Genomic DNA, 19121 nt, shown 5'->3' on the forward strand with positions numbered 1-19121 from the left:
CGCTACTGGGAGAACTGGACGCAAGAAAACCAATTAGCTATCGCATAGACGCTGGACTGCTAACGGGGGCCCAACCAGCCCTTTGGCCACCTGTCTGACGTCAGGTCAGGGTGTACTTTAGTTTGACGTGACGGCCCCCGTACTCATACGAAAAAAGGGACCGGTCCAAGGGAAGTCAGTGTAGGAAAGTCTCGGCGCTGTGGGTGACGTGTTAATTCAGGCATCCTGTCTACGCCAAAGGTGTTTCACGAAACATCGTCGTCATCCGATAAGACGGATGGACTGACAGTCGTGAAAATGGAACAATCTTCTCTCATTTAGATCGTTTCTAATCCAAATAATGAGTCCGTCGTTTGTCCTCGACTCCACTGTTCCGATGTAGTCCCCTTTCCCGGACACTCGAAGTGACACGACGTCTCCACAGTCGAGGCCTGTCCAAATCAACAACGGATGCTTCCCGGAGTTCGCGTGCGTTTGTTCGTCTTGCGCTGTCACAGACTGGCCCCCAAACCGATGGGCTGCATGAGGCTGTCATTCACAGCAAATCGACTTCCCGGATGTAGCCGAAATGGATTTTGGGGCTAAGGGCGATGGTGAATGTTGTAAAGTCGATCCTGGTCACGAGAATGCCGCAGCTAGTGGCCATCTCACGGAGTAATGACGTTGCCTGATCTAGTTGTTGGTCTCGTGAATCGGGGTCCTCAACTTTGATCGTCATCACTGGGTTTGCGTTGGACATAGTCGTCCTTCTCCTTCAGTTCGGGGTCAGAAGACCGTTTTGGGTAGGTGCCGCTGAAGTCCTCACGGCGGTGGGGCACAGGAAACGTACGGAAATACTCGAATGCTTGGCCGTCCTCGAGGCAGGCACCCCGGATCCCGTCGCGTCCAGGACAGCGTCGGGTTTTATGCGGACGGGCCCAGGGAACTTTCATACCGCCAGTGTGCTGGCCAAATTTCCTGCGGCGCGCGGGGACTGTTTCAGTCGCGGTCGGTTGTGTCCAGGATCTGGTCTGTCGGTAGCCTCGGATGGTAGGAGGATGAATGGAGAGACTGGCGAAGGGCCAGAAGAGGCCCCTTTAGGTTGTTGGGATAACCCAGAGCGCCAGGGGTCAGGCGAGCACTTGCGCTTGCCCTGCTCCTACATCGTTGCGAACGGTCCAAGCTGGACCATGTTGGCCGGGATGGAGTTATTAGCTAGCGCCTCCGTCCACGCCGTCTAGCCGTCGGACTTTTCATACAGGGCGCGGGGTTCCACTCCTTGGCTGCGCAGCCAAAGGATGTCACCGGCGGGGGAGACTGTTTCAGCCTCCCCGTAGCGGACATGTCGTCGATTTCTATGGACGCAGATGAGTTGGCCTGTCAGGGTGGTCCAATCTGCTACATGCTCATCCACTGCGACGGAACCTCCTGACTTTGCTCGTCCTGCTGATAGTTGCGGTGGTGCCTCATAGGCGGTGAATCGAGCCAGCGAGTCAGAGTTACCGAACATGGGCTGCACCCGATTGTGGCTTGGCGTGGACTCAAATACACCGCTGAAAATGGTGAGCCGTCGCCCGGCTGGCGCCTCGGATTTCGGGGTGCTTGTCGCGAGAGTGGCGGCAGCCCGGCGGACGGGGTCTATGGATTCAATCGGTTGCCGGTCCCTCGACCGTTGCCTGTTCGCGGGCCTCCGCAATGTAGCGGGCGTATGCCGGGAGGGTGAGGAAGGATGGGAACTCACAGGCCAGGGTGACTTCTTCGAAGATGTCGCGGGCGTCTTCGAAGCGGTCGCCGTCGGAGCGTTCCAGCCGGCCGAATTCCTCGTCCAAGAGTTCCTCCACCCACTCGCGGCTGACGATTTCGCCCTGGTCGGTCATGGCCTTGGCGTAGATCCACTGCCACAGCTGGGATCGGGAGATCTCCGCCGTTGCCGCGTCCTCCATGAGGTTGTGGATGGCCACGGCGCCGTTGCCGCGCAACCAGGACTCGATGTAGCGGATACCCACCTCGATGTTGTTACGGATGCCGGTCTCGGTGATGGTGCCCTCGGTGGAGGCGATGTCGATCAGGGCACGGTCGTCCGGGGTGACATCCTCACGTGAGCGGTCCAGTTGGTTCGGACGGTCGCCGAGTACGCCGTCGAACACTTCGCGACACACCGGAACCAGGTCCGGGTGGGCGACCCAGGAACCATCGAAGCCGTCGCCGGCTTCGCGGGTCTTGTCCGCGCGGACCTTCTCGAACGCTGCCGTGTTGGCGGCCTCGTCCTTGCGGTTGGGAACGGCTGCGGCCATGCCGCCGATCGCCATGGCGCCGCGGCGGTGGCAGGCCCGGACCAGCTGTTCGGTGTAGGAGCGCATGAACGGCTGGGTCATGGTGACCTGGGCGCGGTCCGGGAGGACGAAGCGGGGGCCGCGGGTGCGGAAGTTCTTGATCAGGGAGAAGATGTAGTCCCAGCGACCTGCGTTCAGGCCCGAGGCGTGGTCGCGCAGCTCGAAGAGGATCTCATCCATTTCGAACGCGGCCGTGATGGTTTCGATCAGGACGGTGGCGCGGATGGTGCCTTGCGGGATGCCGAGCAGGTCCTGGGCGAGGATGAAGATGTCGTTCCAGAGGCGGGCTTCGAGGTGGTTTTCGATCTTGGGCAGGTAGAAGTACGGGCCCTTGCCCTGGGCGAGCAGGCGGCGGGCGTTGTGGAAGAAGAACAGGCCGAAGTCAACGATGCCTCCGGCGATCGGCTTCCCGTCGATGAGCATGTGGTTCTCCGGCAGGTGCCAACCGCGCGGACGGACCACGATGGTGGGCAAGTCGCCAGCCGGCTTCAACTTGTATTCCTTGCCCTCGTCGCTGGTGAAGTCGATCCGGCGTTCCAGGGCGTCGGTGAGGTTCAGCTGGCCCTGGATGACGTTCCGCCAAGTGGGGGTGGAGGAATCTTCCATGTCCGCCAGCCACACCTTGGCGCCGGAGTTCAAGGCGTTGATAGTCATCTTCTTGTCCACCGGACCGGTGATTTCGACCCGGCGGTCCTCCAGGCCGGGGGCCGGGGGAGCAACCCACCAGGACGGATCATTGCGAATGTGCTCGGTCTCCGGCAGGAACCGCGGGTCCGCTCCGGCGGCAATGTCGGCCCGCCGGGTCCGCCGCGCCTGCAGCAGCTCCTGCCGCCGGTCGGCAGTAGCCCGGTGCAGCTTGGCGATAAAAGAGAGGGCATCAGGCGTGAGCACCTCGTCCTGCCGGCAAATGGGCTGCGCAGTCAGGGTAATTCCGTTAATGGTGAAGCTATCGGTGAGGCTGTTCATTTCAGACTCCTTAAAGACGAAAGGGAAGTTCGACGGCGGGTGCGGCACAAGGGCGAGGAACGCGCAAGCTGAAGGCGCGGTGTCGCGGCAGCATGTGTAAAAGGTTCCCCGTCCCGGTCGGGCCTCGCTCAGCGAGGTCCATACCGGGACGGGGAATAGCAGGCCGAGTGCTGCCGGTTCGAAGGTGCGTCAGCCCCTTGACCTGGCCGAGCACAACCAAGACTGCCGGTAAGCCGCAGCGGCGGGCACAGGTAACGGACCAGGATGCTGGGAACTGTGACGACGTTCGGATGCAGCTTATACGCGGTCCGGGCCCACCCCACCAACCCTCTCCCAACTCCCGGTAGCGACGGGGCTAGCGCGCCGCCGTCGGGACCGAAATGTTGAAGCGGTCAGCGGACCGACGCAACAACCACCCATCAATAACCATGCAGCGTGCGAATTGCAGACGACCCGAATAAACCAAACGCGTTACGGTGGAACACTCGGACTCTTGGCTTAATGTTCGCTCTTGACATGCACCAGAGCTTCTCGAGATCCCCTATTGCTTAAAATCTATCGCCGATCACCAAGCTCCCGGGGGAGATTCTCAGGTCAGGGACTTAATCGAAAACCGTGAGCAGCCAGCTGTTCGCGACCCAAGTTACTCAGTCCCTAGTAGATCGGAGGCCGATCTTGAGGGTGCCGCTGTCGATCACGCAACAGTGATCCCGCCGCGTACTGCGCTCTATATGGTCAGATCTGCTTCCCGGCAACTTCCAGCAAGAGATGCGATGCGGTGTCTTTGAACTCATGCGGACGGCGGTGCATTGTCTCGAAGTAAGTCTCGGTCCGGGACTGCAACTGGTCGTACATGCGCCGCATCTTTTCCACTGCACTCAAGTCGAAATCGACGCGCATATCGACCTTGGGGTACGGGTTCAGGCCGTCGTAGACGGAGAGCGAGCAGAACAATTCGGGAATCGGCTCGCCCTCCCAGTATTGACCGCCCGCGGCCCGCCCGGCTTCCAGCGTGCTCAACAGACGCTCCGCGAGGTCAGTTCCGGCCCCAGACTCGTATGTGTCCTTCATTGCAGCGAGGGTGTTCGGGCCAAGACAGTTACCCATGACGAGATAATCGTCGCCGACGAAATGTCCTTTCTCCGGGAAGCATGTGTCACCAGTGAATGCCCAGACATCGCCGCTGACTGTCACGATGCCGATCTGGCGAAATTGAAGGTACTCGTCGTCTGCCGCGAAAGATTGCTCAAACTCATCGAAGGACTTTCCCTGGTCGAGCAGCTCAAAGGCCTTGTGTGGGAGCATCGGGTTGCCCATGGACTGCGAGCAGACAATCGCGCCGTTCTGCTGGATCGTGGGCACTAGGCCCCTGACGGTGGGAAGCGTCTTGGAAACGTTCGCCGAGGCAGTGGTGATGGCGATGCCGATCGCCCCAGTCTCCGCGCACTTGCCCATCACTGTGTATGTCATTCGCTGTCGTTCCTATCACTAGCCTTGATGTTTATGCTCATTCGGCCCAGCCTCGATGGGTCGGTGCCGGATTCTTTGCATCGATCAAAAGTGGCCTCCTCGATCCGGGCCGCTCACTGCCTGCCTACGCTCGTGATGTGCGCGCCGCGTGTATACAGGCACCACCGGTGCCCATTTTGCGCTGCACACCGGGACGGTTAGATCCTGGCGGTGCACTTGATCTCCACTTGGGTTTCGGGGAAGGAGAGCGCCGAAACCTGAACAAGCGTCAAGGCACCTGGTGTCAGCCCTGCAAAGAGCTCCCGGCGCACGGCAGGTACGATGCCCATCGCGGCGGAGATATCGGTCACGAATATGACGTCTTCCACCACGTTGGCAAGCGTCGCATCGTAGGCACTGAGGACAGACTTGACGTTGGCATATGCCTGCCTGACTTGTGCCTCTAGGTCACCAACACCCACCAGGTTTCCGTCCGCGTCATGATTTATTTGGCCAGACAGGTAGATCGTGTCCCCGACCTTGACTCCCTGGGAGTAATGGAAGTCTTTTTCCCACGGCAGGCCGTAAGCGGTCGTTTCCACTTCGATTCCGTTAGACATTAATTTCTCCTTAATTGGCATCAGATGCCGGTCATTGATTTGTGCAAATTCAAACTGCTCCACCACTACTGCGGTGGTGAGTACATGGCCCGACTTCACCTAGCTGCGGTCACGGACACTCACGGTCAGTTGCCGCAGTCCATGGCTGCGCCACCTGGGTATATCAGCCGTGGTTGGGGTTGGTTCATGTGTCAGCCGATTCCGTCGGTGATGGAGGCGGGGACCGATGGTGTGACGGTTTTTATGTAGCCGGGCTTGCCGTTGGTGTATTTGATGATCCTGAGCGGGCTGTTCAGGGGGATGTGTGCTTGGGGGGTGAAGGTAACGGTGCCGGTGAGGAACGGCTGGTCTGTGAATGTGTTCCATACCGCTGCGATCTTCGCACCGTCCGTACTGCCGGTTTTTTCGATCGCGAGCTTGAGTGCCTGGACGATTGTGTCGCCGACTACTGGGCCGCCGCCGTTGGTCAGGGTGGTTCCTGTCGTTTTCGAGTATTTGTCCAGCCATTCGTTCACGGCCGGGTCGGCGTCGTCTTTGTATGACGAGACGGTTGCGGTGTGGTAGAAATTGTTGAGATCCGGAACCGCGCTGTTCCAGCTAGTGCCGTCGAACGGGTCTCCCGAGAGGATGGGGATGTCGATGCCCGCGGCGCGGATCTGCCGCAGTGCTGATGCGCCACCAGGCGGGTAGGAGGCAAGGAACAGCACGTCGGGGGCAGCGGCCTTGATCTTGTTGATCTGAACGGCGATCGAGCTGTCGTCATTCTTGAAGGTGTCGGTGCCGACGACGGTGCCGCCGCCGTTCGTGAAGAACTTTGTGAAGGCTGAGTTCACGCCTCGGGTATACGAGAGGGTGTCATCCAAAAGCGTGAAAGCCTTGGTGTAACCGTTCTCCTTGCAGAACGTCGCCAGCACGGTTCCGGCGTTTCCAGCGGACGGGGCGAATGAGTACGCCTTGTCTCCGATGCCCTGAACACCGAATTTTGGAGACGCCGCACCCAGCGAGATGCTGACCATGCCGTTCTTCTGCGCGACGGAAGCAGCAGGGCTGCCAAAGTCAAAGTCTTTGCTGACGATCATGATCTTGGCGCCGTCGTCGATGAGTTGCTGCGCGACCTGCCCACCCCGCGCCACATCAGACTTTGTGTCCAGGACCTTGAGATCCACCTGGCGGCCGTCGATGCCGCCCTTGGCGTTGAGCTGATCGATCGAGTACTTGACCACGTCGAGGACCGGTCCGTCGTAATCCTTGAGCACACCGGTCAGCCCGACGGCGGCCCCGATCACGAGCGGGCCCTTCTCATCCTTGGACGCGCTGCTCCCGCTCGGGGAGCACGCCGACAAGACCAGCATCGCGGCAGCGAAACATGCCACCACCACCCCCGAAGGCTGCTTATGGATCTTCATGAAACTCCGTTCCGTAATCCGTATCGTGGAATCAGCATTCTGCTAGCCGAAACACTAGAGAGTAATAGCGCACACGTCAATAGAAAAAAATAACTGATACTGTACGTGCGTCTCGAGGGCACATAAAACCCCGGGCACCGACGAGGGGACGGTCTGCCAACATACGTCAGGGCGCTGCCGGTGACAGCAAAGCCAGGATGTTGGTGGTGTAACTCGCATTCGCTGTTCATCATGGCCGCGCCATCCCGTCCAGCATGACCGGGGACCTGCTGGCCCGGTTGCGGGAGCTGCTTGGATCCCTCGGCCCTGCTGTTCCATCTGGGACAACAAAACGGGCATCGGGCCGGCGGGAGTCCCAGCGTTCGACCAGAATTGTGCAGGCCAAAAGGACCGGAGAGCAAGGGCCTGGAGCGGGCAACCAGTTCCTGGAGACTTTCTTCCTGCCACGCTGGGTCTTCATATCACCGAAGGACGTCAACAACTGGCCCGGCCAGTGGGCTGCCGAAGGCCAACGCCCGGCTCCTCAGGCGAACCGGCGCCCGACCCTTGGACCTGCTCCCTGCGGACACAGCCGCCATCCTTGGCGCTGCCGGCGGTTCCACCAGTAACGGGGTTCTCTACAAGGTTGCGGCTCCCAAAGGACTGTTACGTCCGGACGGGATCAAAGCGCATACTCCGCCCAGCCGCAGGCCATCGGCCGGTTCGGCGATGTCACCGCAGATCTCGGTACTGTCGCGCCAGTCTCAACATCACCGGCCCGATATTGAGGCGGCAGGGCGTTGTGGAAGGACTGCCAATCCATCAGCGGGACACCGGGCTAGGTGATCTGGCGGACCATGACCTGCGTTCGGGGTCCAGATCGAGTGCTGCTCCCGGGCGGCACGCTGATCCGGGAAGCAGCACTCCGGGTCGCGGACCAGGCTCGCAAAGGGAGACTGGACCCATGAGGAATCCCTCGCCGCCGTCCTGTCCAAGGAAGTCGCAGCAAGGGATGCCTCCGGTGCCGAAGTCAGGACCGCGAGCCGCCTGGTTCCGGCATGGAAATCATTTGAAAACTTCAACTTTGATCACCGGCCAGGCTACAAAACGCCATATCATCGCGCGCCTTGCCACCGTCGCGGTCCGAAGGATCGCACATCTTCCTGCTCGGACTAGCGGCAACGGTAAGACCTCCTGGCCACCGCTCTGTGCTAGGGAGCCGTCCAACTCGGTCACTGGCCCGATTCGCCACCGCCATAGACCTGGTAGCAGCTTCAGGCAGCCCAACAGAACGGCCGGCGGCCCCAAGAGCTGGTCAGGTTGCGCCGCTAAGGGCTACTCATCGTCGACGAAGCCCTCTCCGTTTCGTTCGAGCACGACTGCCGCCTCAAACACGCTCATGCCGACTCGCTGCCCTCGACAAGACCGGAAAGATCGGGATAGAAACCAGTGTCAAGTGTCTCACTTTTCAGCCCGCGAAATGGATCATTTTTCGACCACTGCTGACATTCGGGGAGGGACGAGGCGATTCCGAGCACGGGTATTTCAGTGGGCTAATTCTCGCGCGGCGAGTTAGAACAACCTGTGACTGGGCGGAGGAGGGAGCTCAACGTTCTTCGGCGGTCAATTTGTCAACGGCAATTGTTTGGCCTGCTACGCCGCCCCCGCATCTATCGACCCACAGGCACGACCGGGTCCACGCGCAGCCCGACCTGAGATGCCACGTGGTCCCGGGTTTCCTGGGCGAGCCGACGGACGTTATTCAGGTCCTGTCCCACGAGGCGGCCGTTCCACTTCCGCACCATCCCTGCAACGAAGACGGCACTGATGTTCTTCGAATCCGTGCCGAGCACGATGGTACCTATGGCATTGTTGAGGGGCATGTTGTTGATGTCTTCGGCTTGGATCATGAGCAGGTCAGCTTGCTTGCCCGGTGTTAATGAGCCGATCTGGTCCTCTAAACCGATGGCCTTCGCGCTATCGATCGTGGCGAATTCCAGCACGTCACGGGTCTCGATCATTGGGAACTCAGGGTCCCCGGCATAGCGTCGTGTCGCGGCGCCCGAGCGCTGCGTTGTGAGTACGCAGCGCATCTGACTGAACATGTCGCTCGCGAGTGACATCTCGACGTCGACGCTAAGGCTTGGCCGGATCCCGAAGTCTAGGCACTTTTGGATGGGGAATTGTCCGTCGAAGATGCCCAGCTGCGCGTCCGAGGTTGGGGCAAGGGTCACGCGGGTCGCAGAGTCCGCGATATGACGCCATGCTTCGTCGGTTAGATCCGTGCAGTGAATCAGTGTGACATCGGGGCCCAGGAGTCCACGTCGGCCGAGATCAACGACTGTCTCGGAGCCCTGCGGGCCGAGAACGGCGTCCAGGGTGATACCCAGGCCAAGGGATCGGGCATCGCCCATCAGTTCATCGAGCGGCTTAACAAGGCGGCTGACGACGGCCATTCGCAGCGTGCTCAGTGATGCAGGCGAGGAACAGTACTCTTCCTTCAGACGTGCCAGGTCATCGGGCCAATGCCGATCCCAGTCACCGGCTTCTGGCACAGCGGAAGCATGAACTGCTCGTATCCCCGAGTCTCGATATGCCGCGAAGACTGCGTCGGCGTGAGCTGCTGAGCGCGAGTTATGTGAAAAGTCGAGTACGCAAGTGACACCACTGTCGAGGGCACCCAGCATTGTGGCTAGGTCGCCGGCGTACATGTCCTGCGGCCTATAACTGGATGCCATCACGGTGTGCGTTGTCGCCATGTAACCGGCCAGGTCCACATCGGGGATGAGCCTTCGGAGGCTGTTCGCCCAGCAATGCCTGTGCGCGTCGACAAGTCCCGGCGCGAGGATTGTGCCCTCGGCCTCAATTACGACTGTGCCGTCAGTAAGTGCTTCATCGGTTAAGTCGGCTGAAATCTTGCTAATTCGGTTGCCTTCGATGAGGAGATCACCCTTTGCAAGGTCGGGATATTCAGGGTCCATCGTTACGATGGTGGCCCCTCGGAAGAGAACCCGAGGCGAGTTCTGCGTCTCGAGCTCAGTCAGTTTCTCTTGCCATTCGGCGTCGGAGACTTCGTAATACGGGCGAACTCGCATTTTGTTAGGGGCGATCACGGGCGGCCTCAGATCTCTACGGTCGTTTAGTCGGTAACGCCAGTCGATATTTGCGGAGCCTGACCGGCATTCAGTGATCAGTGTCCACTTAGAACATACGGACGTCAAGCCCCACTGTACGCTCGGTGCGGCCCTACCTTCATGCAGCCCTACAGGTGTCAGGTCCGACCGAAGGTGCACAAGTCGGAAGGCGCAGTCGGCAGCCGGGCCTGAGCAGTCGGCCTTCTTCCGGCCTGCTTACCTCACGCAACCATATTTCGAGCTGCGTCCGGATGCGAGGAAATCCATGTTCAACCCGCCGTTCACTGCAGCTGAGGGAAATCGATCCGCGCGGTCGTTCCGGGGTGCCCGCCAGCCCCGTTACTTCTTCGTAACTCTTCGTTAGGGATGCTTGGAAGTGACTACCTGCCGCACCTTGACCCTGGTTCACGCTTTCAAGGCGTTTCACTCACGGGCCTTTGGTCTCGCGGTGAGCGAGTGCTGGCTGATGGCCGCGTCTACGATGTATTCCGCGATGGCCATCGATGATGTCGCCCCGGGGGATGGTGCGTTGCGAACGTGGGTTATGCGCCCGCGCTGCTGGATGATGAAGTCGTCCACGAGCCCACCGTCACGGGAAAGGGCTTGGGCGCGGATGCCTCTTGGGGCCCGCACAACATTTGCGCCTTCGATGGATGGGACGTACTTCTGCGCTTCTGCGATAAAGCGTTTCTTCGATACTACCGTTTGAATTTCTCGGGCCGCCGTCGCCGTGTTCCTACCGGCGAACCTCCAGAATCCCGGGAAATACATCGTGGAAAGGATGTCGCCCAGGTTGGCACCAAGTCCGCTGTAGACCTCGCGCGAAAGGGACAGGAAGGCGTTGGGTCCGATGGTTGTCTCACCGTCGATCCGCTTTGTGAGGTGCACGCCAAGGAACGGGTACTTCGGATCCGCAACCGGGTAGACCAAGCCCTTGACTACATGACGAAAGGCCGGTTCGAGGACAAAATACTGCCCGAAAAACGGCACGATAGACGGATCACTCCCCTCCCCGGAGCGCACCGCGAGCCGGTCTGATTGAAGGCCGGCGCACACGATCACGAAGTCGAACATTTCCTGGCTGTACGTTGTCGCGACCTGCGCTGCCGTGCCGGACTCGCTGACCTTATGGACCTCGGTCACGAAGTTGATGGTGCCCCCAGCCTGCCTTATGTCATCGATCAAGGCCTCGGTGATACGCGTATAGTCGACGATCGCTGTCTCCGGCGAATGCAGCGCACGCCTGCCCACAACATTTGGCTCAATCTCCTGCAATTCCTCAGGGTTGAGCATGCGGACGCCCGGGACACCGTTCGCGACCGCCCTTTCGAAAATGGCATCGAGACGGCCCTCCTCGACGGCGTCGAGTGCCACGAGCACCTTGCCGCAAGCCTCATACGGTAGCCCTCGCTCCGAACATAACTCTCGCAGCAGCCCCACCCCTCGTCGGCAGAGCCGGGCCTTGAGCCCAGCGGGCTCGTAATAGAGGCCAGCGTGAACCACGCCCGAATTGTGGCCGGTCTGGTGGGCAGCAGGGCTGGCTTCCTTCTCGAAAATGGTCACGGCGGCATCGGGGAACCGCCGGGTCAGCTCACGGGCGACGGCGGCACCGATGATTCCCGCACCGATAACGGCGAAAGACTGTTTCTTGGGCACTCGTTCCTTCTCTCTTTCTCGCTGCTTCGTGCAGTGCTCCCCACATCGCTGCCGGCCACCCATGGGGCGAACGAAGGCCTGCCTCGGTGCGCGGATTGCACATGATCGATGGTGGCATAGTCGCGGCCAGCTCAACCTCTGCCGGTAGGTCCAACTCAAGCTACCGGCGTCCTGGACCCATAGGTGTCTCCGCAGGTGCGTAAGGTAGGTGCCGTTAGCCTCCCTGCGCCGCAACGTTCTTGAAGTAACGCCCGCCAAATTTGCCGCGTGTAGCAAGACCCCTTGTGTACACGTCTCTGTTCAATCATGACGGTCGGTCCAGCGTTGGACCAGGTCGGTGAGAATTCTGATTGCCATATCCCTGGCCTCAACTTCCGGAGAAGGGGCTGACTCGGAAAGCGCCGGTCTGGGGCGCCGGAGAGTCATAGCAGGAATGACACTTTGGGAAGCCGGCACCAGCGCGTGGACGTCCAGAAGTTCCTTCTTGCCCGTTTTCGGTCACTTGGTCGCTTGGGTAGCGTAACCGCACCTTCATTAAGAAGGGCTGGCCGCCCGTGGCGGGGCCATGGACGTGCTCGCCGAACAGGAACACCCGATTCGTCTGGTCACGCGCTACCGGAGCAGATTACCGGGGAATCGCATCAGTGGGAACCGTGTGGTCTGCCTGGCTTGGAGTCGCGACGCCGTGATCAAGTATCTCGCAACACAAATCATGCGGATTTGATGGACGGATTCTTAACGCAGGTGCTGGAAGCTACCACGCAGCGATCGGCGACGCCCGAGAAAATGCATGACCCGGCCTGAGTGAAGGTACGACGAGTACCGGCCTATGGATGGCGCTTTTGGCGCTTGCGCTAGTGGTGCTGGCTGTCAAAATTTCTGAGATCACCACTCCGGAAATCCGTACAGGGGCACTAAGCTTCGTAGCTGGCGTCGGTGCCCTGATCGCCCTTCTTGCTAACCCGCTTTTCGGCCGGCTGTGCGACCGGACGACGTCCCGATAGTGGAGTAAATCTCGGGTTCTGAGCGTCGCTTCGTTGACGTGAAGAGCCATCGTGCGATGGTCAGTGAGAACTGTCTAGGAATCTCACGAGAGGACACAAACACACGATGGCTCTTGACCAGTCTGCCCTGTCGGACCTGCTTGGCCAACTGAAACTCACCGATGTCACGGACCGGGTTCGCTCGGCCACGGAGAAGCTCTACCAGGAGCTCATCGACGCGGAAGCGACAGCGTTTATCGGCGCTGGCCCGTTCGAACGCACCGATGAGCGCACGACGCGGCGCAACGGGGTGCGTCCCAGGACCTTGGCCACGACGGCCGGGGATCTGGAATTGAAGATCCCGAAGCTGCGGCAAGGCTCATTCTTCCCCTCCTTGCTCGAACGGCGCCGCCGCGTGGACCAGGCCTTGTTCGCTGTCGTGATGGAGGCGTACCTGCACGGGGTCTCAACCCGGAAAGTCGACGATCTGGTCAAGGCCCTCGGGGCTGATTCCGGGATTTCCAAGTCCGAGGTGTCGCGGATCTGCGCCGACCTCGACGCGGAGGTCGGCGCGTTCCGTGACCGGGATTTGTCCGACTTGGGCTACCCGTACGTGTTTCTTGACGCGACGTATTGCCGGGCGCGCGTGAATCACCGGGTGGTGCTCGGGTTCGACGTCGGCGACAGTGAAACGAGGCGTTCTGGACGGAGTTCCTCCGCTCGCTCAAGTCCCGGGGCCTGGGCGGGGTCAAGCTCGTCATCTCCGACGCCCACACCGGGCTCAAGAAGGCCATCAATACCGTCTTTCAGGGCGCATCGTGGCAGCGCTGCCGCGTGCACTTCATGCGCAACGTGCTCTCGACCGTGCCCAAGGGCGCCCAGGAGATGGTGGCGTCGATCATTCGAACGGTGCTCGCCCAGCCCGATGCCGGGCATGTGAACACTCAGTTCGACGAGGTCGCCCGCATGCTGGGTAAGTCCCACCCGAAGGTCGCCCGGATGCTCCACGACGCCCGTGAAGACGTTCTCGCGTTCTGCCGGTTCCCACAGAAGCGTTGGCGGCAGGTCTGGTCCACCAACCCGATGGTTATCTTCAGTCCTCCGCGCCGTGTCTTCGATGTCTGGCATGGACGTTCTGGCCGTTTTGATCGCCGTGGTGGACATGGTTATCTCCGGTGTATCCATTACGGAACAGGCTGGAGGGCCAATGTTGGTGCAGAGGGTGATCATCCCGGGGTCGCGGGTCGAGTCGTGGACGGTGCTTGGCGACGATGATGTTTCGGTTGCGCCGCTTGAGGGGTATCTGGCTTTTCTGAGCGCGGTCGATCGATCGCCGAACACTGTGAAGGCGTATGCACACGATTTGAAGGACTTCTTCGCCTTCCTCGCGTACCGGGGCCTGGACTGGCGCCGTGTCACGCTGGAGGACGTTGGCGGGTTTGTCGGGTGGCTCCGGTTACCGCCGGCAGGGCGGACGGGGCAGGTGGCCGTGTTGCCCGTGATGGCCCCGCAGATCGGGCCGGGCACCATCAACAGGAAGCTTTCTGCAGTGAGCTCGTTTTACCAGCATCAGGCGCGGCACGGAGTGGAACTCGGAGATCTGCTGGTGACCTGGGCGGCGCCGGGCGGCAGGTAGGCGTGGAAGCCGTTTCTGCACCACATCAGCAAGGGACGCCCGCAACAGCGCCGGGCAATTGCTCTGAAATCCCCGGCCAAGCTGCCCCGGGGTACTGACCGTCGGGGAGGTCCAGTCGGTCCTGGACGGGTGCACCGGTTGAGGGACCGCCTGTTGTTTGCGGTGCTTTTTGACACCGGAATGCGGATCGGCGAAGTGCTGGGACTGCGCCATGATGACCTGTCGGTGGCCGAGCGCGAAGTCAGGGTTGTCGCGGGCATCAATGAGAACGGGGCCCGGGCCAAGACCGGACGATCCCGGACGGTCCCGGTCAGCGCGCAGCTGCTGCGCCTGTATTCGGACTATCTGCATGTTGAATACGGCGATCTGGACAACGACTATGTCTTCGTCAATCTCTGGGGCGGCCGGGTCGGCCATGCGATGTCCTACAGGACTGTTTATGACCTGGTTGTGCGGTTGCGGCGGCGGACCGGCCTGGATTTCGACCCGCATTGGTTCAGGCATTCCGCCGCGACGAGGATGTTGCGGGACTCGGTGCCGCTGGAGGTCGTCTCGACCCTCCTGGGGCATGCTTCGGTCACTACGACGATGGACATCTACGGGCACCTCACTGCCGAGGACGCCCGCACGGCGCTGGAGAAGGCCGGCTGGTTCGCGGGCACTGCGCGGTGATCCTGTGACGTCCGCGGCCCGGACGGCCGGGCACGAGGCGATCGGGGCGGGGCTTCTGGAAAGACTCGTGGGCGTCGTGACCGGGGAGTTCCGCTCCGACATCCTCGTCTTCGCTGCCGACGATCCGATTTTCGGTTCCGGTCTTTGCCGTGTCGGCGGGTGCGGCCGTGTGGGGCGTGCAGGATATGGACTTTGCTCCGGTCACCGCGGGCGGTGGCAGAAGGCCGGGCGGCCGGATCTGGAGGCCTTCGTCGCCGCGACCGACCCGCGGTGGCACCGGCAGCAGCCGAACATGGTCTGCCGGGTCGGTGGGTGCGGTTATGGTTCCGCACGGTCCGGGATGTGTGCCTTGCATGCGCACGGGTGGGCACGCAGCGGCGGGCCCGAATTGGAGTGCTGGCTGAGTACCGCGCCGGCGGTCAAGCAACCTGAGGCCGGTGCCGTCTGCCGCGTCACGCACTGTGACCTGTGGCCTCAGGCGGCAGGACCGTTATGCCATGCCCATAATTCCACGTGGCGGGCAAACGGACGACCCGATATTGAAGAGTTCGTCGGCAGGTTCAAACCGGACGCGGTGCTCGAGGAACAGGTCGTCAGGCTGGACGGGCTGGCGCCGCAGCTGAAACTCGAGCTCCAGTATGCGCCGCAGTGCAGGCGCGGTGACCGCAGCACCAAGACGCCTCCTGCCGTGGTGATGCAGGTAGTGAGGTTTCTCCGTGGCACGGCGGGCTCGTCATTGCTGGAACGCACCGAAGACCACTGGCGGACCAGCATCGGACGGCCTGCCCCGAAGGACTCCAACCCCCGTGCCCTGCTGCTCTACGCCCGTCGCCGGATCGAGGACCTTGCCCAGTCCGGAGGTTGGGAAGGCGAATACGGCCGGGACGTCTGGCAGCTGCGCCGGCTCGGCTTCGACGGCAACCCCATCTTGAAATTCGACCCGATACCGCAGCCCTGGCTACGGGGCCTGGTCAAGCGGTGGGTGCGCTGGCGGTTGTCGACCGGACTGGTGCTGGAAACAGTCCGCCGTGGCCTGCGCTCTTTGATTCGCTTCGCCCCCTTCTGCCATCGGACAGGCGTCGCGGCGCTGACCGGCGTTGACCGGGCGGTGCTCGAACACTATCTGGCCGACCTTCAGACCGAGATGGCTGGCCTGCAACGCCACGGTGACCAGATCAGCCAGCTCAACGCCTTCCTCACAGCCATCCGGGCCCAGGCATGGGACACGACGCTGCCGGCCACAGCGATGCTGTTCAGCACCGACTATCCCCGACGGTCCGAACGCCCGCCGCGGGCATTGGCCGAACAGGTCATGGCGCAGATCGAACATCCGGATAATCTTCACCGTTTCGAAGACGACGCGCACCGGCTGGCGACGCTGATCCTGATCCGCTGCGGCCTGCGTGTGAACGACGGTCTCCGGCTGGAACGCGATTGCATCGTGCTCGACGCGGATCGGGCACCGTACCTGCGCTATTTCAACCACAAGATGAAACGAGACGCACTGGTACCGATCGACGAGGAACTCCGGGCCCTGATCACCGCTCGGCAGGTCAGCGTCGGGCGGTCCCCGCTACTCTTCGCGAGAATGACGAAGAACCCGGACGGGCTCCAGCCGATGAGCAGCGGCACCTACCGGGGCGCCCTCTACCGGTGGCTGGAACGCTGCGAGATCCGCGACGAACACGGCCGGCCGGTGCATCTGACCCCGCACCAATGGCGCCACACCCTGGGAACCCGGCTCATCAACAAAGACGTTCCCCAGGAAGTCGTCCGCCGTATTCTGGACCACGACTCGCCGCAGATGACTGCCCACTATGCCCGCCTGCACGACACCACCATCCGCCGCCATTGGGAGACCGCTCGGAAGATCGACATCAGCGGCACCACTGTCGTCCTGGACCCGGAGAGCACACTGGCCGAGGCTGCCTGGGCCAAGCAGCGTCTGGGCCGCGCCACCCAGGCCCTGCCCAACGGATTCTGCGGCCTCCCGGTCCAAAAGACCTGCCCGCACGCAAACGCCTGCCTGACCTGCCCGATGTTCATCACCACCGGTGAGTTCCTGCCCCAGCACCGCGAACACCGCACCCAGGTCCTGCAGATCATCAGCGCCGCCGAAGCCCGGGGACAAACCCGGCTGGTCGAGATGAACCGGCAGGTCGCCGAGAACCTCGACACCATCATCGGCACGCTCGAGAACGAAACCGTCCGGCCCGACGGGGCAGCCAATGCCAGCTGATAACTCCGGGCACCTTGCCGCCACAGCCCGCCGCCGCCACGAACTTGCCCGGTCCAAAACGATCCGGACGCTACGAGAACTCCACAAGGCCGGTGCCCCGGTTTCTTTCGAAGCCGTCGCCCGCCATGCAGTCGTTTCGCGGGCCTTCCTCTACACCCAGCCCGATCTCCGCGCGGAAATTGAAAGGCTCCGCGACGCCACCCGGCGTGCGCCCGCCCCCGCCATCCCCGCAAGCCAGCGCGCCTCCGACGCTTCGCTGCTGGCCCGGCTGCAAGCAGCCACCGAACGCGTCCGCAGGCTCACAGAGGAAAACGACAAGCTCCGTCACCGGCTTGCCCACGCTCTCGGTGACCGGAGAGCAAGCCAGCCCGGCCACGGCACCGATTCAGGTCATGAACATCACGCTTGAACAACAATCAGACGCCGACGAACCAGAACGAACCACGTCAAGAAGCGACGTCAAAGACACCGTCCACAACACAAAAGCCCATGTCAGACGCATGACCGGCCCGCAGGACTGAAGATAACGATCGAGCGCGTGAACAAGGAAATCAAACGACGCACCGAAGTTGTGGGAGTGTTCCCCGACCCCGCCGCACTGCTGCGCCTGGCCGGAGCGGTCCTCGTCGAACAGCACGACGAGTGGGAAGCCGGGGAGCGCCGCTACCTCTCCGAAGCAGTCCATGCAAGAACTCAACGCACCCGGCACGCCGACGGCCGCGCACGTCGAGGAGGTGGTTCCCATTCCCGAACTCGCTGCGGCATAATCGAAACCAGCTGACCCGCACGGTGTCGAGAAACTCCACCACTGGGCGGGACGTGACCCTAGCAGGTTTGCGGTAGTGAATTGAGGCGCATCATCGGCCGTCGCGTCGCAGGAACTTTGGAGGGCATGACAAATCCTCCGCGACAAGCGCTAGCTAGTAGCGTAGGTGCACATCATTGCGGCAACGGCACAATCCATCGTCCGGAAGTTCCTGGTCGCAAGCGAAACCTGATGGCAGGATCCTATGCGCAGCGAGCCAGCTCCAGTTGCTGGCCAAAGCGTCGGGACTGTGGCCACAGTCGATACAAGCTTGGCGAGTTCTAGCGATCGTCGCTTCGGGATGAGCGCAAGGGCTTCGCCAGCCGTGAGCCCTGAGCGATCTGGCTGGTTACACCTTCGCCGGCGCTAGCACGATGTCGAAGCGGGTGTGGGCCCAGTCGCCTTCGATGAGGCGCCCGTCGGGGGTGGGGATGCCGGCCTTCTGGATGTGGAAGTCCTTGATGAGCGAGTCCTTGACGCCGAAGACGGAGTCGCCGATCTCGATCTGCGGGTCGCCGTAGACGAAGATGTGGGTCACGAGCGTGCGCAAGCCGGGGGCGGTGACCACGAAGTGCAGGTGGGAGGCCCGCATGGGGGACCGGCCGGTGGCGGCGAGCAGCTTGCCCACGGGTCCGTCGTGGGGGATAGGGTAGGGGGTGGGGGTAAGGGCCCAGAAGGCGTATTTCCCCTGGTCGTCGGCGAAGAGGTGGGCGCGGCCGGCGACGCGCCCGTCGGTGTACTGGACGTCGTAGAAGCCCTCGTCGTCGGCCTCCCAGACCTCGATCCTGGCCCCGGGGACGGTGTTGCCGTCGGTGTCGGTGACGGTGCCCTCGACCCAGCAGGGCTGTCCGTGCGCGTTCCCGGCGATGTCCCCGCCGATCGGGATCTCGGGGGCGTCCTGGACGAAGAAGGGCCCGAACACGGTGGCCTCGGTGGCGTCCTTGTAGGCGGCGTTGTTGACCGCGATAGTCTGCATCGAGGCGCCCAGGACGTCGGAGAGGAGGACAAACTCCTGGCGCCTGTCGTCGGTGATGTGCCCGGCTGCGGTAAGAAACTCGATCACTTTGTTCCACTCGTCCTCGCTGAGACGGACCTCGCGGACGAAGGCGTGCAGATGCCGGGTCAGGGCCTGCATGAGCTGGCGCAGGCGCGGGTCGGGGGTGTTGGCGAAGGAGGCGACGACCTGGTCGGTGAGGGCCTGCTCGATCGCGGCCTGATCCGGTGAGACCGCAGGGGCTGGTGCTGTGGTTTTCTCGATCATGGT

At 61.9% G+C, this 19121-nt stretch carries 12 protein-coding genes and 2 pseudogenes; 6 read left to right on the forward strand and 8 right to left on the reverse strand.

Annotation, left to right across the window (positions count from 1 at the left end; translation table 11 throughout):
• Positions 1-535: 535 nt before the first annotated feature.
• The 7 genes from OOZ51_RS19790 to lhgO all read right to left on the reverse strand — a co-directional run bounded on the left by OOZ51_RS19790 (position 536) and on the right by lhgO (position 11522).
• Positions 536-739, reverse strand: a complete 204-nt coding sequence (locus tag OOZ51_RS19790) for a hypothetical protein (protein WP_265981497.1) — start codon at positions 737-739, stop codon at positions 536-538.
• Between the two features lie 886 nt (positions 740-1625).
• Positions 1626-3278, reverse strand: coding sequence for a malate synthase A (aceB, locus tag OOZ51_RS19795; RefSeq protein ID WP_265981499.1), 1653 nt, complete (start codon positions 3276-3278; stop codon positions 1626-1628).
• 735 nt (positions 3279-4013) lie between these two features.
• Positions 4014-4748 carry a DUF1028 domain-containing protein gene (locus OOZ51_RS19805; protein WP_265981501.1) on the reverse strand — a complete coding sequence of 245 codons (735 nt, stop codon included), beginning with the start codon at positions 4746-4748 and terminating at the stop codon, positions 4014-4016.
• A 197-nt stretch (positions 4749-4945) separates the two neighbouring features.
• Entirely contained in the window at positions 4946-5347 is a 402-nt protein-coding gene (locus OOZ51_RS19810; protein WP_265981502.1) for a Rid family hydrolase, read from the reverse strand.
• A gap of 191 nt (positions 5348-5538) precedes the next feature.
• Positions 5539-6753: an ABC transporter substrate-binding protein gene (locus OOZ51_RS19815; protein WP_265981504.1), complete on the reverse strand. Its 1215-nt coding sequence runs from the start codon at positions 6751-6753 to the stop codon at positions 5539-5541.
• 1649 nt (positions 6754-8402) lie between these two features.
• Complete coding sequence (locus tag OOZ51_RS19820) at positions 8403-9845, reverse strand: amidohydrolase family protein (RefSeq protein ID WP_265981505.1); 1443 nt, start codon at positions 9843-9845, stop codon at positions 8403-8405.
• 444 nt (positions 9846-10289) lie between these two features.
• Positions 10290-11522, reverse strand: coding sequence for an L-2-hydroxyglutarate oxidase (gene lhgO, locus OOZ51_RS19825; protein ID WP_265981506.1), 1233 nt, complete (start codon positions 11520-11522; stop codon positions 10290-10292).
• A gap of 1110 nt (positions 11523-12632) precedes the next feature.
• On the opposite strand from lhgO, the pseudogene OOZ51_RS19830 reads away from it, so the two are divergent.
• The 6 genes and pseudogenes from OOZ51_RS19830 to OOZ51_RS19855 all read left to right on the forward strand — a co-directional run.
• Positions 12633-13591 (forward strand): annotated as a pseudogene (locus OOZ51_RS19830) (IS256 family transposase); the annotation flags it as partial.
• 40 nt (positions 13592-13631) lie between these two features.
• Positions 13632-14141: a site-specific integrase gene (locus OOZ51_RS19835; protein WP_265981507.1), complete on the forward strand. Its 510-nt coding sequence runs from the start codon at positions 13632-13634 to the stop codon at positions 14139-14141.
• 129 nt (positions 14142-14270) lie between these two features.
• Complete coding sequence (locus OOZ51_RS19840; RefSeq protein WP_265981509.1) at positions 14271-14813, forward strand: tyrosine-type recombinase/integrase; 543 nt, start codon at positions 14271-14273, stop codon at positions 14811-14813.
• Positions 14814-14817: 4 nt separating this feature from the next.
• Complete coding sequence (locus tag OOZ51_RS19845; protein ID WP_265981511.1) at positions 14818-17052, forward strand: tyrosine-type recombinase/integrase; 2235 nt, start codon at positions 14818-14820, stop codon at positions 17050-17052.
• Positions 17042-17461 carry a DUF6262 family protein gene (locus OOZ51_RS19850; protein WP_265981512.1) on the forward strand — a complete coding sequence of 140 codons (420 nt, stop codon included), beginning with the start codon at positions 17042-17044 and terminating at the stop codon, positions 17459-17461. The genes OOZ51_RS19845 and OOZ51_RS19850 overlap by 11 nt, the downstream gene beginning before the upstream one ends.
• Before the next feature lie 123 nt (positions 17462-17584).
• Positions 17585-17833 (forward strand): annotated as a pseudogene (locus OOZ51_RS19855) (transposase); the annotation flags it as partial.
• A gap of 373 nt (positions 17834-18206) precedes the next feature.
• Here OOZ51_RS19855 and OOZ51_RS19860 read toward each other — a convergent pair.
• Positions 18207-19118 (reverse strand): dioxygenase family protein, encoded by a 912-nt coding sequence (locus OOZ51_RS19860; RefSeq protein ID WP_265981513.1) that lies wholly within the window; start codon positions 19116-19118, stop codon positions 18207-18209.
• Between the last annotated feature and the right edge of the window lie 3 nt (positions 19119-19121).

This window comes from Arthrobacter rhizophilus, from assembly GCF_026241105.1.
Classification (GTDB): Bacteria; Actinomycetota; Actinomycetes; order Actinomycetales; family Micrococcaceae; genus Arthrobacter.